General features: G+C 70.6%; 13 protein-coding genes. 7 read left to right on the plus strand and 6 right to left on the minus strand.

Features of this window, described 5'->3' with window-relative positions:
• Positions 1–19: 19 nt before the first annotated feature.
• Positions 20–766 carry an SDR family oxidoreductase gene (locus tag ACFVW6_RS07395; RefSeq protein WP_378825218.1) on the minus strand — a complete coding sequence of 249 codons (747 nt, stop codon included), beginning with the start codon at positions 764–766 and terminating at the stop codon, positions 20–22.
• Positions 767–853: 87 nt separating this feature from the next.
• On the opposite strand from ACFVW6_RS07395, the gene ACFVW6_RS07400 reads away from it, so the two are divergent.
• Positions 854–1,687, plus strand: a complete 834-nt coding sequence (locus ACFVW6_RS07400) for a helix-turn-helix transcriptional regulator (protein WP_378825215.1) — start codon at positions 854–856, stop codon at positions 1,685–1,687.
• Here the strand turns inward: ACFVW6_RS07400 and ACFVW6_RS07405 are convergent.
• Entirely contained in the window at positions 1,684–3,645 is a 1,962-nt protein-coding gene (locus tag ACFVW6_RS07405; RefSeq protein ID WP_387791061.1) for a molybdopterin-dependent oxidoreductase, read from the minus strand. The two genes, ACFVW6_RS07400 and ACFVW6_RS07405, sit on opposite strands and share 4 nt — an antisense overlap.
• Positions 3,646–3,833: 188 nt before the next feature.
• Here ACFVW6_RS07405 and ACFVW6_RS07410 point away from each other — a divergent pair, with 188 nt between their 5' ends.
• Positions 3,834–4,169, plus strand: a complete 336-nt coding sequence (locus tag ACFVW6_RS07410) for a hypothetical protein (protein ID WP_378825211.1) — start codon at positions 3,834–3,836, stop codon at positions 4,167–4,169.
• A gap of 54 nt (positions 4,170–4,223) precedes the next feature.
• On the opposite strand, the gene ACFVW6_RS07415 is transcribed toward ACFVW6_RS07410, so the two are convergent.
• The 4 genes from ACFVW6_RS07415 to ACFVW6_RS07430 form a co-directional block, all read right to left on the minus strand.
• Positions 4,224–5,384 carry an acetyl-CoA C-acetyltransferase gene (locus tag ACFVW6_RS07415; protein ID WP_355271713.1) on the minus strand — a complete coding sequence of 387 codons (1,161 nt, stop codon included), beginning with the start codon at positions 5,382–5,384 and terminating at the stop codon, positions 4,224–4,226.
• A 46-nt stretch (positions 5,385–5,430) separates the two neighbouring features.
• Entirely contained in the window at positions 5,431–6,042 is a 612-nt protein-coding gene (locus ACFVW6_RS07420; protein WP_355270812.1) for a TetR/AcrR family transcriptional regulator, read from the minus strand.
• A gap of 64 nt (positions 6,043–6,106) precedes the next feature.
• Entirely contained in the window at positions 6,107–6,904 is a 798-nt protein-coding gene (locus ACFVW6_RS07425; RefSeq protein WP_357346253.1) for an SDR family oxidoreductase, read from the minus strand.
• Positions 6,901–8,088 carry an acyl-CoA dehydrogenase family protein gene (locus ACFVW6_RS07430; protein ID WP_378825208.1) on the minus strand — a complete coding sequence of 396 codons (1,188 nt, stop codon included), beginning with the start codon at positions 8,086–8,088 and terminating at the stop codon, positions 6,901–6,903. Before ACFVW6_RS07430 ends, ACFVW6_RS07425 begins: the two co-directional genes overlap by 4 nt.
• Before the next feature lie 55 nt (positions 8,089–8,143).
• Here ACFVW6_RS07430 and ACFVW6_RS07435 point away from each other — a divergent pair, with 55 nt between their 5' ends.
• The 5 genes from ACFVW6_RS07435 to ACFVW6_RS07455 are packed head-to-tail and all read left to right on the plus strand — an operon-like array spanning position 8,144 to position 13,826.
• On the plus strand, positions 8,144–9,694 hold the full coding sequence (locus tag ACFVW6_RS07435; protein ID WP_378825206.1) for a FadD3 family acyl-CoA ligase: 1,551 nt from the start codon (positions 8,144–8,146) through the stop codon (positions 9,692–9,694).
• On the plus strand, positions 9,691–10,560 hold the full coding sequence (locus ACFVW6_RS07440; protein WP_357346251.1) for an enoyl-CoA hydratase: 870 nt from the start codon (positions 9,691–9,693) through the stop codon (positions 10,558–10,560). The genes ACFVW6_RS07435 and ACFVW6_RS07440 overlap by 4 nt, the downstream gene beginning before the upstream one ends.
• Positions 10,561–11,703, plus strand: a complete 1,143-nt coding sequence (locus ACFVW6_RS07445) for an acyl-CoA dehydrogenase family protein (RefSeq protein WP_378825203.1) — start codon at positions 10,561–10,563, stop codon at positions 11,701–11,703.
• 49 nt (positions 11,704–11,752) lie between these two features.
• The gene (locus ACFVW6_RS07450) at positions 11,753–12,760 is read left to right on the plus strand and encodes an acyl-CoA dehydrogenase family protein (protein WP_378825201.1); all 1,008 of its coding nucleotides are present in this window, start codon (positions 11,753–11,755) and stop codon (positions 12,758–12,760) included.
• A gap of 13 nt (positions 12,761–12,773) precedes the next feature.
• Complete coding sequence (locus tag ACFVW6_RS07455; RefSeq protein WP_378825199.1) at positions 12,774–13,826, plus strand: acyl-CoA dehydrogenase family protein; 1,053 nt, start codon at positions 12,774–12,776, stop codon at positions 13,824–13,826.
• Positions 13,827–13,860 lie beyond the last annotated feature (34 nt).

Genomic DNA, 13,860 nt, shown 5'->3' on the forward strand with positions numbered 1-13,860 from the left:
GTCCGGTGCTCTTTTCGGTTCACCACGGCAGGACGCCGTATTCGACGCCGTCGGCGGCGCCCCACCGGTAGCCCCACAGCTGACCGGTGGGGCCGTCCGCGGGCAGTGTCGCCAGGTGGACGCTGACCTCGGCCCCCTGCTCGGCGGTGCGGAAACCGCTGTCGGCGTTGAAGTCCGTGGCGCAATAGCCCGGGTTGGCGGCATTCACCTTGATCGGGGTTTCCCAGAGTTCCTTGGCGTACATGGCGGTGAGCATGGTGAGCGCCGTCTTCGACGCGGGGTACGGGACCGCGGCGGCTGGCCACATCGGCCCGTCGGGGTCCATCATCAGGGTGATGGACCCGACCTCGCTGGACACGTTCACGATGCGGGCGGCCTTCGCCCGGCGCAGCAGCGGCAGCATCGCGTTGGTGACCGCGACGACACCGTAGACGTTGGTCTCGAAGACCTCGCGCATCATCGCCGGGTCGGTCGCCGATGGCGCGCCGAAGCTGCCCGCGATGCCCGCGTTGTTGACGAGAACGTCCAGCACGCCGCAGGTTTCGTCGATGTGCGCGGCGGCGGCGGCGATGGACGCGGCGTCGGTGACGTCGAGCCGGATCAGCCGCGCGTCGGCGCCCTCGGCACGCAGCTTCTCGACGGCGGCGGCCCCTCGGCCCGCGTCGCGCGCGCCGACCAGAACGGTCATCCCCCGCGCTGCCAGCGCCCGCGCGGTCTCGTAGCCGATGCCCTTGTTGGCGCCGGTGATCAGTGCTGTGGTGGTCATGTCGACGAGCGTGGCAGCGACCGCCCCGCCCAGGGAGGACCAAGCTGTACCACCCTGCGACGGCCTCGCTGCGCCACACTGGAAGACGTGGCGAAACGCGAGGAACTGGCGGCCTTCCTGCGGACACGGCGGGCGGCACTGCGTCCCGCCGACGTGGGACTGCCCGACATCGGGCCGCGGCGCACCCCCGGGCTGCGGCGTCAGGAGGTCGCGCAGCTGGCAGGCATCTCCGTCGACTACTACATCCGGGTCGAGCAGGCGCGTGGCGCGCAGCCGTCCCGGCAGGTACTGACCGCGCTGGCCCGCGCGCTCATGCTGACCGTCGACGAGCGCGACTATCTCTTCCGGATCAGCGGGGAGACTCCGCCGCCGGTCGTCGGGCCGAATCGCGAGGTGTCCGGCGCCGTGCGGATCATGCTGGACAACCTGCGCGCACCGGCCTACGTCGTGGACGCCGCCTTCGAGATCCTGGTCTGGAACACCGCGGCCACCGCGTTCATCGGCGATCTCGCGACCGTGCCAGGGCACGAACGCAATCTGGTGCGCTGGATGTTCCGGATGCCCGCCGACGATCCGCACTGGACCGACCCGGAGACCCTGCGCTACGTCCGCTCCACCGTGGCCGAGCTGCGCGCCACGTACGCGCGCTATCCCGGCAACCCGGACCTGGCCGCCCTCGTCACCGAACTGCTCGGCACCGCACCACGATTCGCGCGGATGTGGGCCGACCACGACGTCGCGATCCGCCGCTGCCACACCAAACACCTCACCCACCCGGTCCACGGCGAGCTCGAATTCACCTGCCAGGAGATGCGGATAGCCGATACCGACCAGCGCATGATCGTCTACTGCGCCGAACCGGGCTCTCCCACCGCGCGGGTCTTCGACTCGCTGAGCGCCCCCGCGGCAGCGCCGGCCTAGCGGGGACGGATCTCGACGCGGTTGTCGTGGAAGACCGCGCCGCCCGCGTAGTCGGCGTCTCGTTCGGCGATGGTGGCGTTGACGGTGGCGCCCCCGGTGAATTTGGCCCAGCGCCCTTTGGTGGTGGCGGCGACGCCGGGGCGCACACGGTCGGAGACCTCGGCGACGGCTTCGAAGGAGCCGCGGGTGTTGGTGACCAGGACGGGGGTGCCGTCGGTGATGGCGCGGGCGGTGGCGTCGTCGGGGTGCAGGGTGACGGTGGATTCGCCTGCGCGGCGGCGGAGTTCGGGGTTGCTGCCGAACGTGGTGTTCAGGAAGTAGTGGGAGGCGGCCGAGATGAGCACCAGACCGTCGCCGGGGTCGGCCGGTGGAGTGTAGCCGGGCAGCGGTGACTCGCCCGCGAGTTCGGCTCGGCTGGAGACGAATTGGAGCTTGCCCGCCGGGACCGAGCCGGGCTGGATCTTCAGGAAGCCGTCGGCGCGGAGCCGGTCCAGGTCGTGGCCCTTCAGCAGTTGCCTGGCCAGTTCCTCGTCGGAGTCGTAGAGCGCCGGTTCGGTGAGACCGAGGCGGCGCGAGAGCCTGCGGAAGGTCTCGGTGGTGGACAGGCATTCGCCCGGCGGCTCGACGGCGGGTTCGTTCCAGACCAGGTAGAGGTGGCCGTAGCCCGCGATCACGTCGAGGTGTTCGGGCTGCATGGTGGCGGGCAGCACGATGTCGGCGTAGTCGACGGTGTCGGTGCCGAAGTGCTCGAGCACGACGGTGAACAGGTCTTCGCGGGCGAGCCCTTCGATCACCCGGCGCTGGTCGGGGTTGGAGCCGACCGGATTCGCGCCGATCACGAACAGCGCTTTGACCGGCGGGTTTTCGGTCTCGAGCAGGGCTTCGCCGAGCCGGGTCATCGACAGCGTGCGGACCGGGTGTGGCAGCAGGTCGTCGCGGACCAGCGCGGCGTCGTCGAGCCGGAAGTGGCCGCTGGTCGAATAGTGCAGTCCCCCACCGGGAATCGCCCAGTCACCGGTGACGCCGGGCAGGCAGGCCAGCACGCGCAGGGCCATGCCGCCGCCCGCGTGCCGCTGCATCCCCTGGGAGGCGCGGATGGCGGTCGGCCTGGTGCGTGCGATCCGCTCACCGAGTGCGACGATCCGCTCCTGCGGCACGCCGGTGATCGCCGCGGTGCGCTCCGGGGTGAATTCCAGGACCCGGTCGCGGAATTCGGGCCAGCCCTCGGTGTGCTCGGCGAGGAAGCGCTCGTCCTGCGCGCCGAGCGAGACGATGACGTGCAGCAGCCCGAGCGCGAGCGCGGCGTCGGTGCCTGGCAGCGGCGCGATGTGCTCGTCGCAGCGCTCGGAGGTCTTGGTGCGCACCGGATCGATCGACACCAGGTAGGCGCCGCTGTCCTGGACGAACTTCCACAGGTGGTGCCCGGAGGTGAGCGGGTTGGTGCCCCACAGCAGGATCAGCTCCGACTTCGCGAAATCCTCGGGATCCATGCCGCCGGAGGTACCGAGCGTGTAGCGCAGGCCGGCGCCGCCGGCGACCGAGCAGATCGTCGCGGCGTGGTGCGAGGCACCGAGCACGTTGAACATCCGGCGACCGGGATAGCCCTCGAGGCCCTGGAGGTAGCCGAGGCTGCCGGTGCCGTGGAACGGCCAGATCGCCTCGCCGCCGAATTCGTCGATGATGCCGGTGAGCCGGGTGGCGATCTCGTCGAGCGCGTCGTCCCAGCTGATCCGCTCGAAGCGGCCCGAGCCCTTGGGCCCGACGCGGCGCAGCGGGTAGCGCAGCCGGTCGGGCGAGCCGACCTGCTCCAGATAGCGATTGACCTTGACGCACAGGGCACCCCGGGTCACCGGGTGCTCCTTGTTCCCCCGCAGCGCGGTGGCCGCACCGTCCTCGACGGTCACCACCCACGAGCACGCGTCGGGGCAATCGAGCGGGCACGCACCGAGCACCTTCACCCGATCCATCGTAGGCCGGGGGTACGACAGCCGCCCGGTGACCGGCAGCGGTAACACCGACCGTCCGGAATGTGATGTAAGTCACGTAAGGGTGGTTTCACGGATGTGACGCCATCGGAGCACGAGATGCGCGGAGGCCCTGTCACAGGTCGGGGCGTCGTGCCCCCACGCTCGGTGGGAGGTAGGAGATGATAAAGCTCGGCAAGAAGATGGTGGTCAGCGCGTCGGCGGCGATGCTGCTCGGCGCGGGGGTGGTGATGGGTGCGGCGCCGGTACAGGCGCAATGGGGTCCGTCGGGATGCTCGGCGTATCCGGTCAACAACACGTCGGCGTACTCACAGTGCTATTGGCCGGTCCGGCATCAGGTGCGGATCGAATGCAGGCATTGGTGGGGCTGGTTCGGCAGCAGCTGGGCCACCTACGAACGCCGCGGCCCGATCGCATGGGATGGCCAGCAGTCCTGGGCCCATTGCGATTTCCCCGGGACACTCCAACGCTGGGATGTCGTGACCTATTGGTGGTGAACGAGGTGTGGTCCCCGGCGGAATCCGCCGAGGACCACCAGACTTCGTCCGGGACTACTTGTCCGCGTCCAGCCGCTCGATGATCGTCACGTTCGCCGTGCCGCCACCCTCGCAGATGGTGAGCAGGCCGTAGCGACCGTTCACCCGCTCCAGCTCGTTGAGCAGCGTGGCGAACAGCTTGGCGCCGGTCGCGCCGAGCGGGTGGCCGAGCGCGATGGCGCCGCCGTTGACGTTCACCTTCGCCGGATCGGCGCCGATCTCCTTGATCCAGGCCAGGACCACGGGCGCGAAGGCCTCGTTGATCTCGATGACGTCGATGTCGTCGATGGTCAGGCCGGTCTTCTCCAGCGCCCACTGGGTGGCCGGGATCGGCGCGCTGAGCATGAAGATCGGGTCGGCGCCGCGCGCGCTCACGTGATGGATGCGGGCGCGCGGGGTGAGGCCGTACTCCTTGACCGCCCACTCCGAGGCGAGCAGCGTCGCGCTGGCACCGTCGGAGATCTGGCTGGCCACCGCCGCGGTGAGCGGGCTGCCCTCCGACAGCGGCTGCAGCGAGGCCATCTTCTCCAGGCTGGTCTCGCGCGGACCCTGGTCGACGGTGAAGTCGCCGACCGGCACGATCTCGTTGTCGAAGCGGCCCTCGGCGATGGCGGCCTTGGCGCGCTCGTGGCTCTGCAGCGCCCAGCGCTCCATGTCCTCGCGGCTGATGTCCCACTTCTCGGCGATCATCTCGGCGCCCTTGAACTGGGAGACCTCGCCGGTGCCGTAGCGCGAGTCCCAGCCCTTCGCGCCGATGAACGAGGACTCGAAGCCGTACGGCTTGGCCGCGAGCATGGCGGCGCCGATCGGGATGGCGCTCATGTTCTGCACGCCGCCTGCCACGATGACCTCGGCGGTGCCGCTCATGATGGCCTGCGCGCCGAAGTTGATCGCCTGCTGGCTGGAACCGCACTGCCGGTCGACGGTGACGCCGGGCACCTCCTCGGGGTAGCCGGCGACCAGCCACATGGTGCGGCCGATGTTGCCCGCCTGCGGGCCGAGGTTGTCGACGCAGCCGACGATCACGTCGTCGACGATCGCCGGGTCGATGCCGGTGCGCTCGACGAGACCACGCAGCGCGGCCGCGCCGAGATCGGCGGAGTGCACCTCGGCCAGCGCGCCACCGCGCTTGCCGACCGCGGTACGCACCGCATCGATCACATAGGCCTCCCGCAACGGGGCGTAGGGGCGGCGCTCGGCGGATGCGGTCATGATGGAACTCCTATTTCGCGGTGCTCCCGGGCACGGTCAGCCCGTCGAGCACGATGGTGAGATATTGCTGAGCAAGGCTTTGCACGGTGATCGGGCCACCGGGGGTGTACCAGCGGACCGCGACCCACACGGTGTCGCGCAGGAAGCGGAACGCCAGTTCGACGTCGAGTTCGGGGCGGAAGCTGCCGTCGGACACACCGGCGGCCAGCACCTTGTGCCACAGCTCGCGGAACTCGGTGTTGAAGTCGCGGATGTAGCCGAACCGCTCGACGTCGCGCAGGTTCTTGGCCTCGGCCTGGTAGATGGCGACCGCGGCGTGGTGCCGGTCGAAGGCCTCGTAGGAGGCGATCACCAAGGCTTCCAAGGTCGCTCGCGAGCTCAACCCGGCGGCCGCGATCTCGCGGTAGCGGCCGAACAGGTCGTCGAGGAAGCCGCGCAGGATCTCGTCGACCATCGACTCCTTGGAGTCGAAATGGTGGTAGAGACTGCCGGACAGGATGCCCGCCGAGTCGGCGATGTCGCGCACCGTGGTGGCGCGCAACCCGCGCTCGGCGAACAGGTTCGCGGCGAGGTCGAGGAGTTCGGCGCGGCGAGAACGTTTCACGGTGTCGGATGCGGTCACGACGTCATCCTACAACCAAGCACTTGCTTGGTTTCTGGAAACTCCGCACCCGGGCGCCCGCTCGTCATGCGCGCTGACTGCTCACCGAGACCACCTCGCCGGTCAGGTACGAGGTGTAGTCGCTGGCCAGCATGGCGATCGTCGCGGCGATCTCCCACGGCTCGGCGGCGCGGCCGAAGGCCTCCCGCTCGCTCAGGGCGTCGAGCAGCTCGCTCGAGCTGACCTTGTCCAGGAACGGATGCCGCGCGATACTCGGCGCGACGGCGTTGATCCGCACCCCGAACTCGGCGGCCTCGACCGCACTGCACCTGGTCAGCGCCATCACGCCGGCCTTGGCGGCAGCGTAGTGCGCCTGGCCGTGCTGCGCGCGCCAGCCGAGCACGCTGGCGTTGTTGACGATCACGCCGCCGTGGCCCGCCGACCGGAAGTACCCGAGCGCCGCGCGGGTGCAGCGGAAGGTGCCGGTCAGGGTGATGTCGAGGACCTGATCCCACTGCTCGTCGGTCATGTCGACCACCGGGGTCTCGCCGCCGAGGCCCGCGTTGTTGACCATGATGTCGATCCGGCCGAGTTCGGCGGCGGCGTCGGTGAGCAGCTGGTTCACCTGCGCGGTGTCGCGGACGTCACAGACCACCGCGCCGACCTTGCGCTCGGGGAACTCCTTGGCGAGCAGCTCGGCGGTCTCGGTGAGCCTGCGCTCGTGCCAGTCGGAGACGACGACGTCAGCGCCCTCTTCCAGGAGCCTGCGCGCGGTGGCCGAGCCGATGCCGGTGCCCGCCGCGGCGGTGATGACGGCCTTGCGGCCGGTCAGCAGGCCGTGGCCGGGGATGGACGGGGGCGGGACGGAGAGCGGACCGGTCACGGGCGGGCCTCCCGCGGCAGGCCGAGCACACGCTCGGCGATGATGTTGCGCTGCACTTCGTTCGAACCTCCATAGATCGTGTCGGCGCGGCTGAACAGGTACAGCCGCTGCCATGCGGTCATGTCGTCGGGACCGAGGACCAGCCCGGCGGCGCCCTGCACCGCCATGGCGAGCTCGCCGAGCCCGCGATGCCAGTTGCCCCACAACAGCTTCGAGACCGACGCGCCACCGGCGTCGTCGACGTCCTCGCTCATGGTGCGCAGCGCGTGCGCGCGCAGGACCCGCAGGCCGACCCAGGCGTTGTCGATGCGTTCGGCGATCAGCGGGTCGTCCGCGGCGCCGGTCCGCCGGGCCAGCGCCTCGATGTCGGCGAGCTCACGGGCGAAGCGGATCTGCTGACCGAGCGTGGAGATGCCGCGCTCGAAGGTCAGCGTGCCCATGGCGATGCGCCAGCCGTCGCCCGGCTCGCCGACCACCAGACCGGCCTCGGTGACGGCGTCGTCGAAGAACACCTCGTTGAATTCGGAGGTGCCGGTGAGCTGTTCGATCGGGCGCACTTCGATGCCCGGCTGGTTCATCGGCACCAGCAGGTAGGACAGGCCCTTGTGCCTGCTCGACCCCTTCTCGGTGCGCGCGATGACGAAGCACCAGTCGGCGACGTGCGCGAGCGAGGTCCAGATCTTCTGGCCGTTGATCACCCAGCGGTCGCCGTCCAGGCGCGCGGTGGTGCTCACCGCGGCCAGGTCGGAGCCCGCGCCCGGCTCGGAGTAACCCTGGCACCACAGCTCGCCGACCGAGCGCACGCCCGGCAGGAATCGCTTCTTCTGTTCTTCGGTGCCGAAGGCCAGCAGCGTCGGGCCGAGCAGTTCCTCGCCCACGTGCGAGACCCGCGCGGGCGCGTCGGCCTTCGCGTACTCCTCGTGGAAGATGACCTGCTGGCGCACGCTGGCAGCGCGGCCGCCCCACTCGACCGGCCAGCCGAGGCAGGTCCACCCCGCCGCGGCGAGGTGCCGGTCCCAGGCCAGCCGTTCTTCGAAGAACTCGTGCTCGCGCCCCGGGCCGCCGGTGCCGCGCAGGTCACGGAACTCTCCGGCCAGGTTTTCGGCCAGCCAGTCGCGTATTTCCGCGCAAAACTCCGCGTCGGAGGTCGCGGTATCGGAATCTGAGGTCTGGATCACGCCCACGGCGATAGGATAACCTACCAAGCACTTGCTTTGTTAGCCGATTGGTGAGGACCCCGTGACAACCCCTGCACAGACCACCCCGCAGGCTCTGCGAGACGTCGCCGCGGCGCATCCGCACGAGCCGGCCCTGATCGACGGCGCGACCCACCTGACCTGGTCCGACCTGCTCGACCAGGTACGGATCGCGGCGCGCGCCCTGATCGCCCGCGGGATCGACCGCGGCGACCGGGTCGCGATGTGGGCGCCCAATACCCATCACTGGGTGGTGGCCGCGCTGGCCGCGCACTCGGTCGGCGCCGCGCTGGTGCCGCTCAACACCCGCTATGTCGCCGCCGAGGCGGCCGATGTGCTGGTCCGGGTGGACGCCAAGGCGCTGTTCGTCGCCGGGTCGTTCCTCGGCCGCGATCGCGCCGCCGAACTGCGCGAGACCGCGCCGGAGCTGAAGATCGGCACCGTCGTCGTGATCCCGGTCGAGGGCGAATCCGCCGTCGACGACGGGTCGCTGAGCTGGTCGGCGCTGCTCGAGCTGGCGGCGACCGTCACCGCCGAGGCGGGCGAGGAGCGGGCGAACGCCGTCTCCCCCGACGACATCTCCGACATCCTGTTCACCTCCGGCACCACCGGCCGCAGCAAGGGCACGCTCGTCGCGCACCGGCAGGCACTGGGCGTGGTCCGCGGCTGGGTCGAGTGCTCGACCCTGCGCGCGGGCGATCGCTACCTGATGATCCCGCCGTTCTTCCACAACTTCGGCTACAAGGCGGGCATTCTCGCGTGCCTGGTCACCGGGGCCACGATCGTCCCGCAGGCCACCTTCGACGTGCCCGCCGCGCTCGCGCTGATCGAGTCCGAGCGGATCACCGTGCTGACCGGCCCGCCGACGATCTACCAGACCATCCTCGAGCATCCCCAGCGCGACGCGCGCGACCTGTCCTCGCTGCGCGTTGCGGTGACCGGCGCGGCGACGGTGCCGGTGGTGCTGATCGAGCGGATGCGCGACGACCTCGACTTCGAGGTGGTCATCACCGCCTACGGCCTGTCCGAATCGGCTGGATTCGGCACCATGTGCCGCCCCGAGGACGACGCCGCCACCATCGCCAACACCTGCGGCGGCCCGATCGCCGACTTCGAACTGCGCCTGTCCGAGGCCGGTGAGGTGCTGCTGCGCGGCCCCAACGTGATGCTCGGCTACCTCGACGATCCCGAGGCCACCGCCGAGGCCATCGACGCCGACGGCTGGCTGCACACCGGCGACATCGGCGTCGTCGACGAGCGCGGCTACCTGAAGATCACCGACCGGCTCAAGGACATGTACATCACCGGCGGATTCAACGTGTACCCCGCCGAGATCGAGCAGACCCTGGCCCGGCTCGACGGCGTCGCCGAGTCGGCGGTCATCGGCATCCCGGACGAGCGGATGGGCGAGGTCGGCAAGGCCGTCGTCGTCCGCAAGGCCGGCTCGACGCTGACCGCGGACGAGGTGATCGCCTTCGCCGCGTCCACATTGGCCAATTTCAAAGTGCCCCGGCTCGTGGAGTTCCGCGACCAGCTGCCCTACAGCGCGGCGGGCAAAGTGCTCAAGCGTGAGCTTCGTGAGGAGAAGTCGTGAGTTCCGAAACCGAGACCGAGGTCGTCACCTATGCGGTGCGCGGGTCGGTCGCCGTCGTCACCATGAACCGGCCCGAGTTCCGCAACGCGCAGAACTCGAAGATGACCTACGCCCTCGACGCCGCCTTCGTGCGGGCCGTCGAGGACCCCGAGGTCAAGGTGATCGTGCTGGCGGGCAACGGAAAGCACTTCAGCGCGGGCCACGACATCGGTACCCCGGGCCGCGACCACGACGCGCACTACGAGAACAAGGCCGCGCTGTGGTGGGACCACCTCGACCGCGCCGGCGGCGATCAGCGCTTCGCGCGCGAGTCCGAGGTGTACCTGGGCATGTGCCGCCGCTGGCGGGAGATCCCCAAGCCGATGGTCGCGATGGTGCAGGGCGCCTGCATCGCCGGCGGGCTGATGCTGGCCTGGGTGTGCGACATGATCGTCTGCTCCGACGACGCCTTCTTCTCCGACCCCGTTGTCCGGATGGGCATTCCGGGCGTCGAGTACTTCGCGCATCCGTGGGTGATGGGGCCGCGCGCGGCCAAGGAGTTCCTCTTCACCGGTGACCGGTTCGACGCCGCCCAGGCCAAGGAGTGGGGCATGGTCAACCGGGTCGTGCCGCGCGAGGACCTGGAGTCCGAGGTGCTGGCGCTGGCCGAGAAGATCTCCGCCATGCCGCAATTCGGGCTCGCGCTCACCAAGAAGGCCGTCAACCAGGCCGAAGACCTGATGGGCATGCGCTCCGGCATGGACTCGGTCTTCGGGCTGCACCATTTCGCGCACGCGCACAACGCCGAAGTCGGCGCCGATTCGCTCGGCGGGATGACCGCCCGCTCGATGAAGGGCGCCGCGACCGAACAGAACGGGACGAAGTAAGTGGACCTCGAGATCGACCCGGCAGTCCGGGAGTTCCAGCTGGAGGTGCGCGAGTTCCTCGCCGCCAATGTCCCCAGCGAACCGCTGCCGTCCATGGACACCGCCGAGGGTTTCGAAGCCCACCGCGCCTGGGAAGCGAAGCTGGCCGAGGCCCGCCTGTCGGCGGTGTCGTGGCCCACCGAGTACGGCGGCCGCGACGCCTCCATCCTCGAGTGGGTGCTGTTCGAGCAGGAGTACTACGCGGCGGGTGCGCCGGGGCGCGTCGCCCAGAACGGCATCTTCCTGCTCGCGCCGACCCTGTTCGAGCACGGCACCGAGGAGCAGCTGGCCCGGATCCTGCCGCGGATGGCGCGCGGTGACGACATCTGGGCACAGGCCTGGTCCGAGCCCGAATCGGGCAGCGACCTGGCGAGCCTGCGCTCGACCGCGCGGCGCACCGACGGCGGCTGGATCCTCAACGGCCAGAAGACCTGGAGCTCGCGCGCCACCTACGCCGACTGGGCCTTCGGCCTGTTCCGCAGCGACCCGGAGGCGCAGCGCCATCACGGCCTGACCTACGTGATGTTCCCGCTGTCCGCCGACGGCGTCAGCGTGCGGCCGATCCCGCAGCTCGACGGCGAGCCCGGCTTCGCCGAGATCTTCCTCGACGACGTCTTCGTCCCCGACCGCGATGTCATCGGCGCGCCGAACGAGGGCTGGCGGGTCGCCATGGCGACCTCGAGCAACGAGCGCGGCCTGTCGCTGCGCAGCCCCGGCCGGTTCAGCGCGACCGCGCAGCGGCTGATCGACCTGTGGACCGAGACCGCCGAGCCCACCGACACCGCCGCGCGCAATGCCGTGGTGGACGCCTGGCTCGGCAGCGAGGCCTACCGGCTGCACACCTTCGGCACCGTCACCCGGCTGACCGACGGCGGCCAGCTCGGCGCGGAGTCCTCGATCACCAAGGTGTTCTGGTCCGAGCTCGACATCGCCATGCACCAGACGGGACTCGACCTGCTCGGCCCCGCCGCCGAACTGACCAGCAAGTGGACCGACGGCTACCTGTTCTCGCTGTCGGGCCCGATCTACGCGGGCACCAACGAGATCCAGCGCAACATCATCGCCGAGCGCATCCTCGGCCTGCCGCGGGAGAGCAAGCGATGACCGTCGACGCACCGGGCGCCTTCGCCCGTCCGAGCACAGGAGGCCTGCGATGAAGTTCGCCCTCAGCACCGAACAACTCGATTTCGCCGCCGAACTGCGCAAGGTCCTCGACGCCGCGCAGGTGCCCGCCGCGACCCGCGCCTGGGCCGCCGGCGACACCGCCAAGGGCACCGCGCTGCTGCGCCAGGTGGCCGAGATGGGCGCCTTCGGCCTCATCGTCGACGAGCAGTACGACGGCGCCGAGGCCACCCCGGTGGACCTCGTCGTCGCGCTCGTCGAGCTGGGCAGGGCGGCAGCGCCGGGCCCGGTGATCGAATCGGCCGCGGTGATTCCGGCCCTGCTGCAGCGGCTTCCGAACGCCGAGCCGGCGCGGCGCTGGCTGCCCGCGCTGGCGGGCGGCGCGCTGCTCGGCACCGTCAGCTTCGGTGCCACGCAGCGCGGCATCGCGCTCGACGCCGATGCCGCCGACCTGGTGCTGGTCGCCGACGGCGACGCGCTGGCCGTCGGGCGGCGCACCGCGGCGGGACCGCTCGCCTCGATCGACCCGGCGCGCAAGCTGTTCCAGGTCGAGGCCGACGAGGCCGTGGCCGACGACGCGCGCGACGCCATCGACCACGCCTTCGATCTCGGCGTCCTCGCCTGTGCCGCGATGCTGCTCGGCGCGGGCCGCGCGCTGCTCGACCAGACCACCACCTACGCCAAGCAGCGCAAGCAGTTCGGCCGCGCGATCGGCGAATTCCAGGCTGTGAAGCAGCAGCTCGCGGACGTGCTGATCGCGCTGGATCTGGCCGAGCCGCTGCTCTACCGCGCCGCCCTCACGCTGGACTCCGACGATCGCGCGCGCGACGTGTCGGCGGCCATCGTGGCCTGCGGCGATGCCGCCCACCGCGCCTCGCGCGCCGGTCTGCAGGTGCACGGCGCCATCGGCTACACCGCCGAATGCGACCTGTCGCTGTGGATCACCAAGGTGGCGGCCCTGCGCACCGCCTGGGGCACTGCCGATTTCCACCGCGGCCGCATCGCCGACGCCCTGCGCGCCGCGCCCGCCGCGGGCTGATCGAAGGAATCTCATGTCATCGAATGAACTGCTCGAATTCCGCACCTCCGTCCGCGCCCTGCTGGCCAAGCACGCCACGCCCGCCGCGGTGCGCGCCGCCATGGACACCGACCTCGGGTACGACCCGAAGCTGTGGACCATGCTGTGCGAGCAGGTCGGGGTCGCCGCGCTCGCGGTGCCCGAGGAGTGGGGCGGCGCGGGCGCGGGCCTGGTCGAATCACTGATGGTGGTCGGCGAACTGGCCCGCACGCTGGCCGGTGTGCCGATGCTCGGTTCCGCCGTGCTCGGCGTGCAGGCGATCCTGCTCTCGGACGACGAGGCGGCCTGCGCCCGGCTGCTGCCCGACCTCGCCGATGGCTCGCGCACGGCCGCGCTGTGCTGGGCCGACGCGGCGGGCTGGGACGCCTCCGACGTCACCGCGAGCGACGGCAAGCTCAACGGCGCGGCGCACTACGTGCTGCACGGCGCCCAGGCCGACCTGCTGCTGGTACTCACCGACGACGGCCTGTACGAGACGACGGCGGACGCGGCGGGCGTGGTCGTCGCCCCGACGCCCGCCCTCGATCCGACCCGCGAGCTGGCCGTCATCGCCTTCACCGACACCCCGGCGACGCGGATCGGTACGGCCGACCCGGCGGCCCTGCGCACCCGCCTGCGCGAGATCGCCTGGGCGGCGCTGGCCGCCGAGCAGGTCGGCGCGGCCAGGCGCTGCCTGGAGATGACGGTGGAGTACACCGCATCGCGCGTGCAGTTCGGCAGGCCGATCGGCAGCTTCCAGGCCCTCAAGCACCGGATGGCCGATATGTACGTGCTGGTGGAGTCGGCCGAGTCGACGGCGCTGGCCGCCGCCCAGGCCGTGGCGGAGAACAGCGCCTCGGCCGCCGAGGACGTCTACGTCGCGCGCAAGCACTGCACCGAGACCTTCTCGCACGTGGCCGCCGAGACGATCCAGCTGCACGGCGGCATCGCCATCACCTGGGAGCACGACGCCCACCTGTATTTCAAGCGGGCGCACGCCACCGCCGAGCTCTTCGGCACCGGCCGTCGCCCGGTCGCGGCCGCCTGACCGCATCCCATCGAAAGCCCTGGTCGCGACCCCG

The organism is Nocardia sp. NPDC058244 (genome assembly GCF_042882065.1).
In the GTDB taxonomy this organism is placed as follows: Bacteria; Actinomycetota; Actinomycetes; order Mycobacteriales; family Mycobacteriaceae; genus Nocardia.

Coding starts and splice junctions, on each gene's coding strand:
- ACFVW6_RS07455 (WP_378825199.1), top strand. CDS start 12,774: ATGTCATCGAATGAACTGCTCGAATTCCGCACCTCCGTCCGCGCCCTG.
- ACFVW6_RS07450 (WP_378825201.1), top strand. CDS start 11,753: ATGAAGTTCGCCCTCAGCACCGAACAACTCGATTTCGCCGCCGAACTG.
- ACFVW6_RS07395 (WP_378825218.1), bottom strand. CDS start 766: ATGACCACCACAGCACTGATCACCGGCGCCAACAAGGGCATCGGCTAC.
- ACFVW6_RS07410 (WP_378825211.1), top strand. CDS start 3,834: ATGATAAAGCTCGGCAAGAAGATGGTGGTCAGCGCGTCGGCGGCGATG.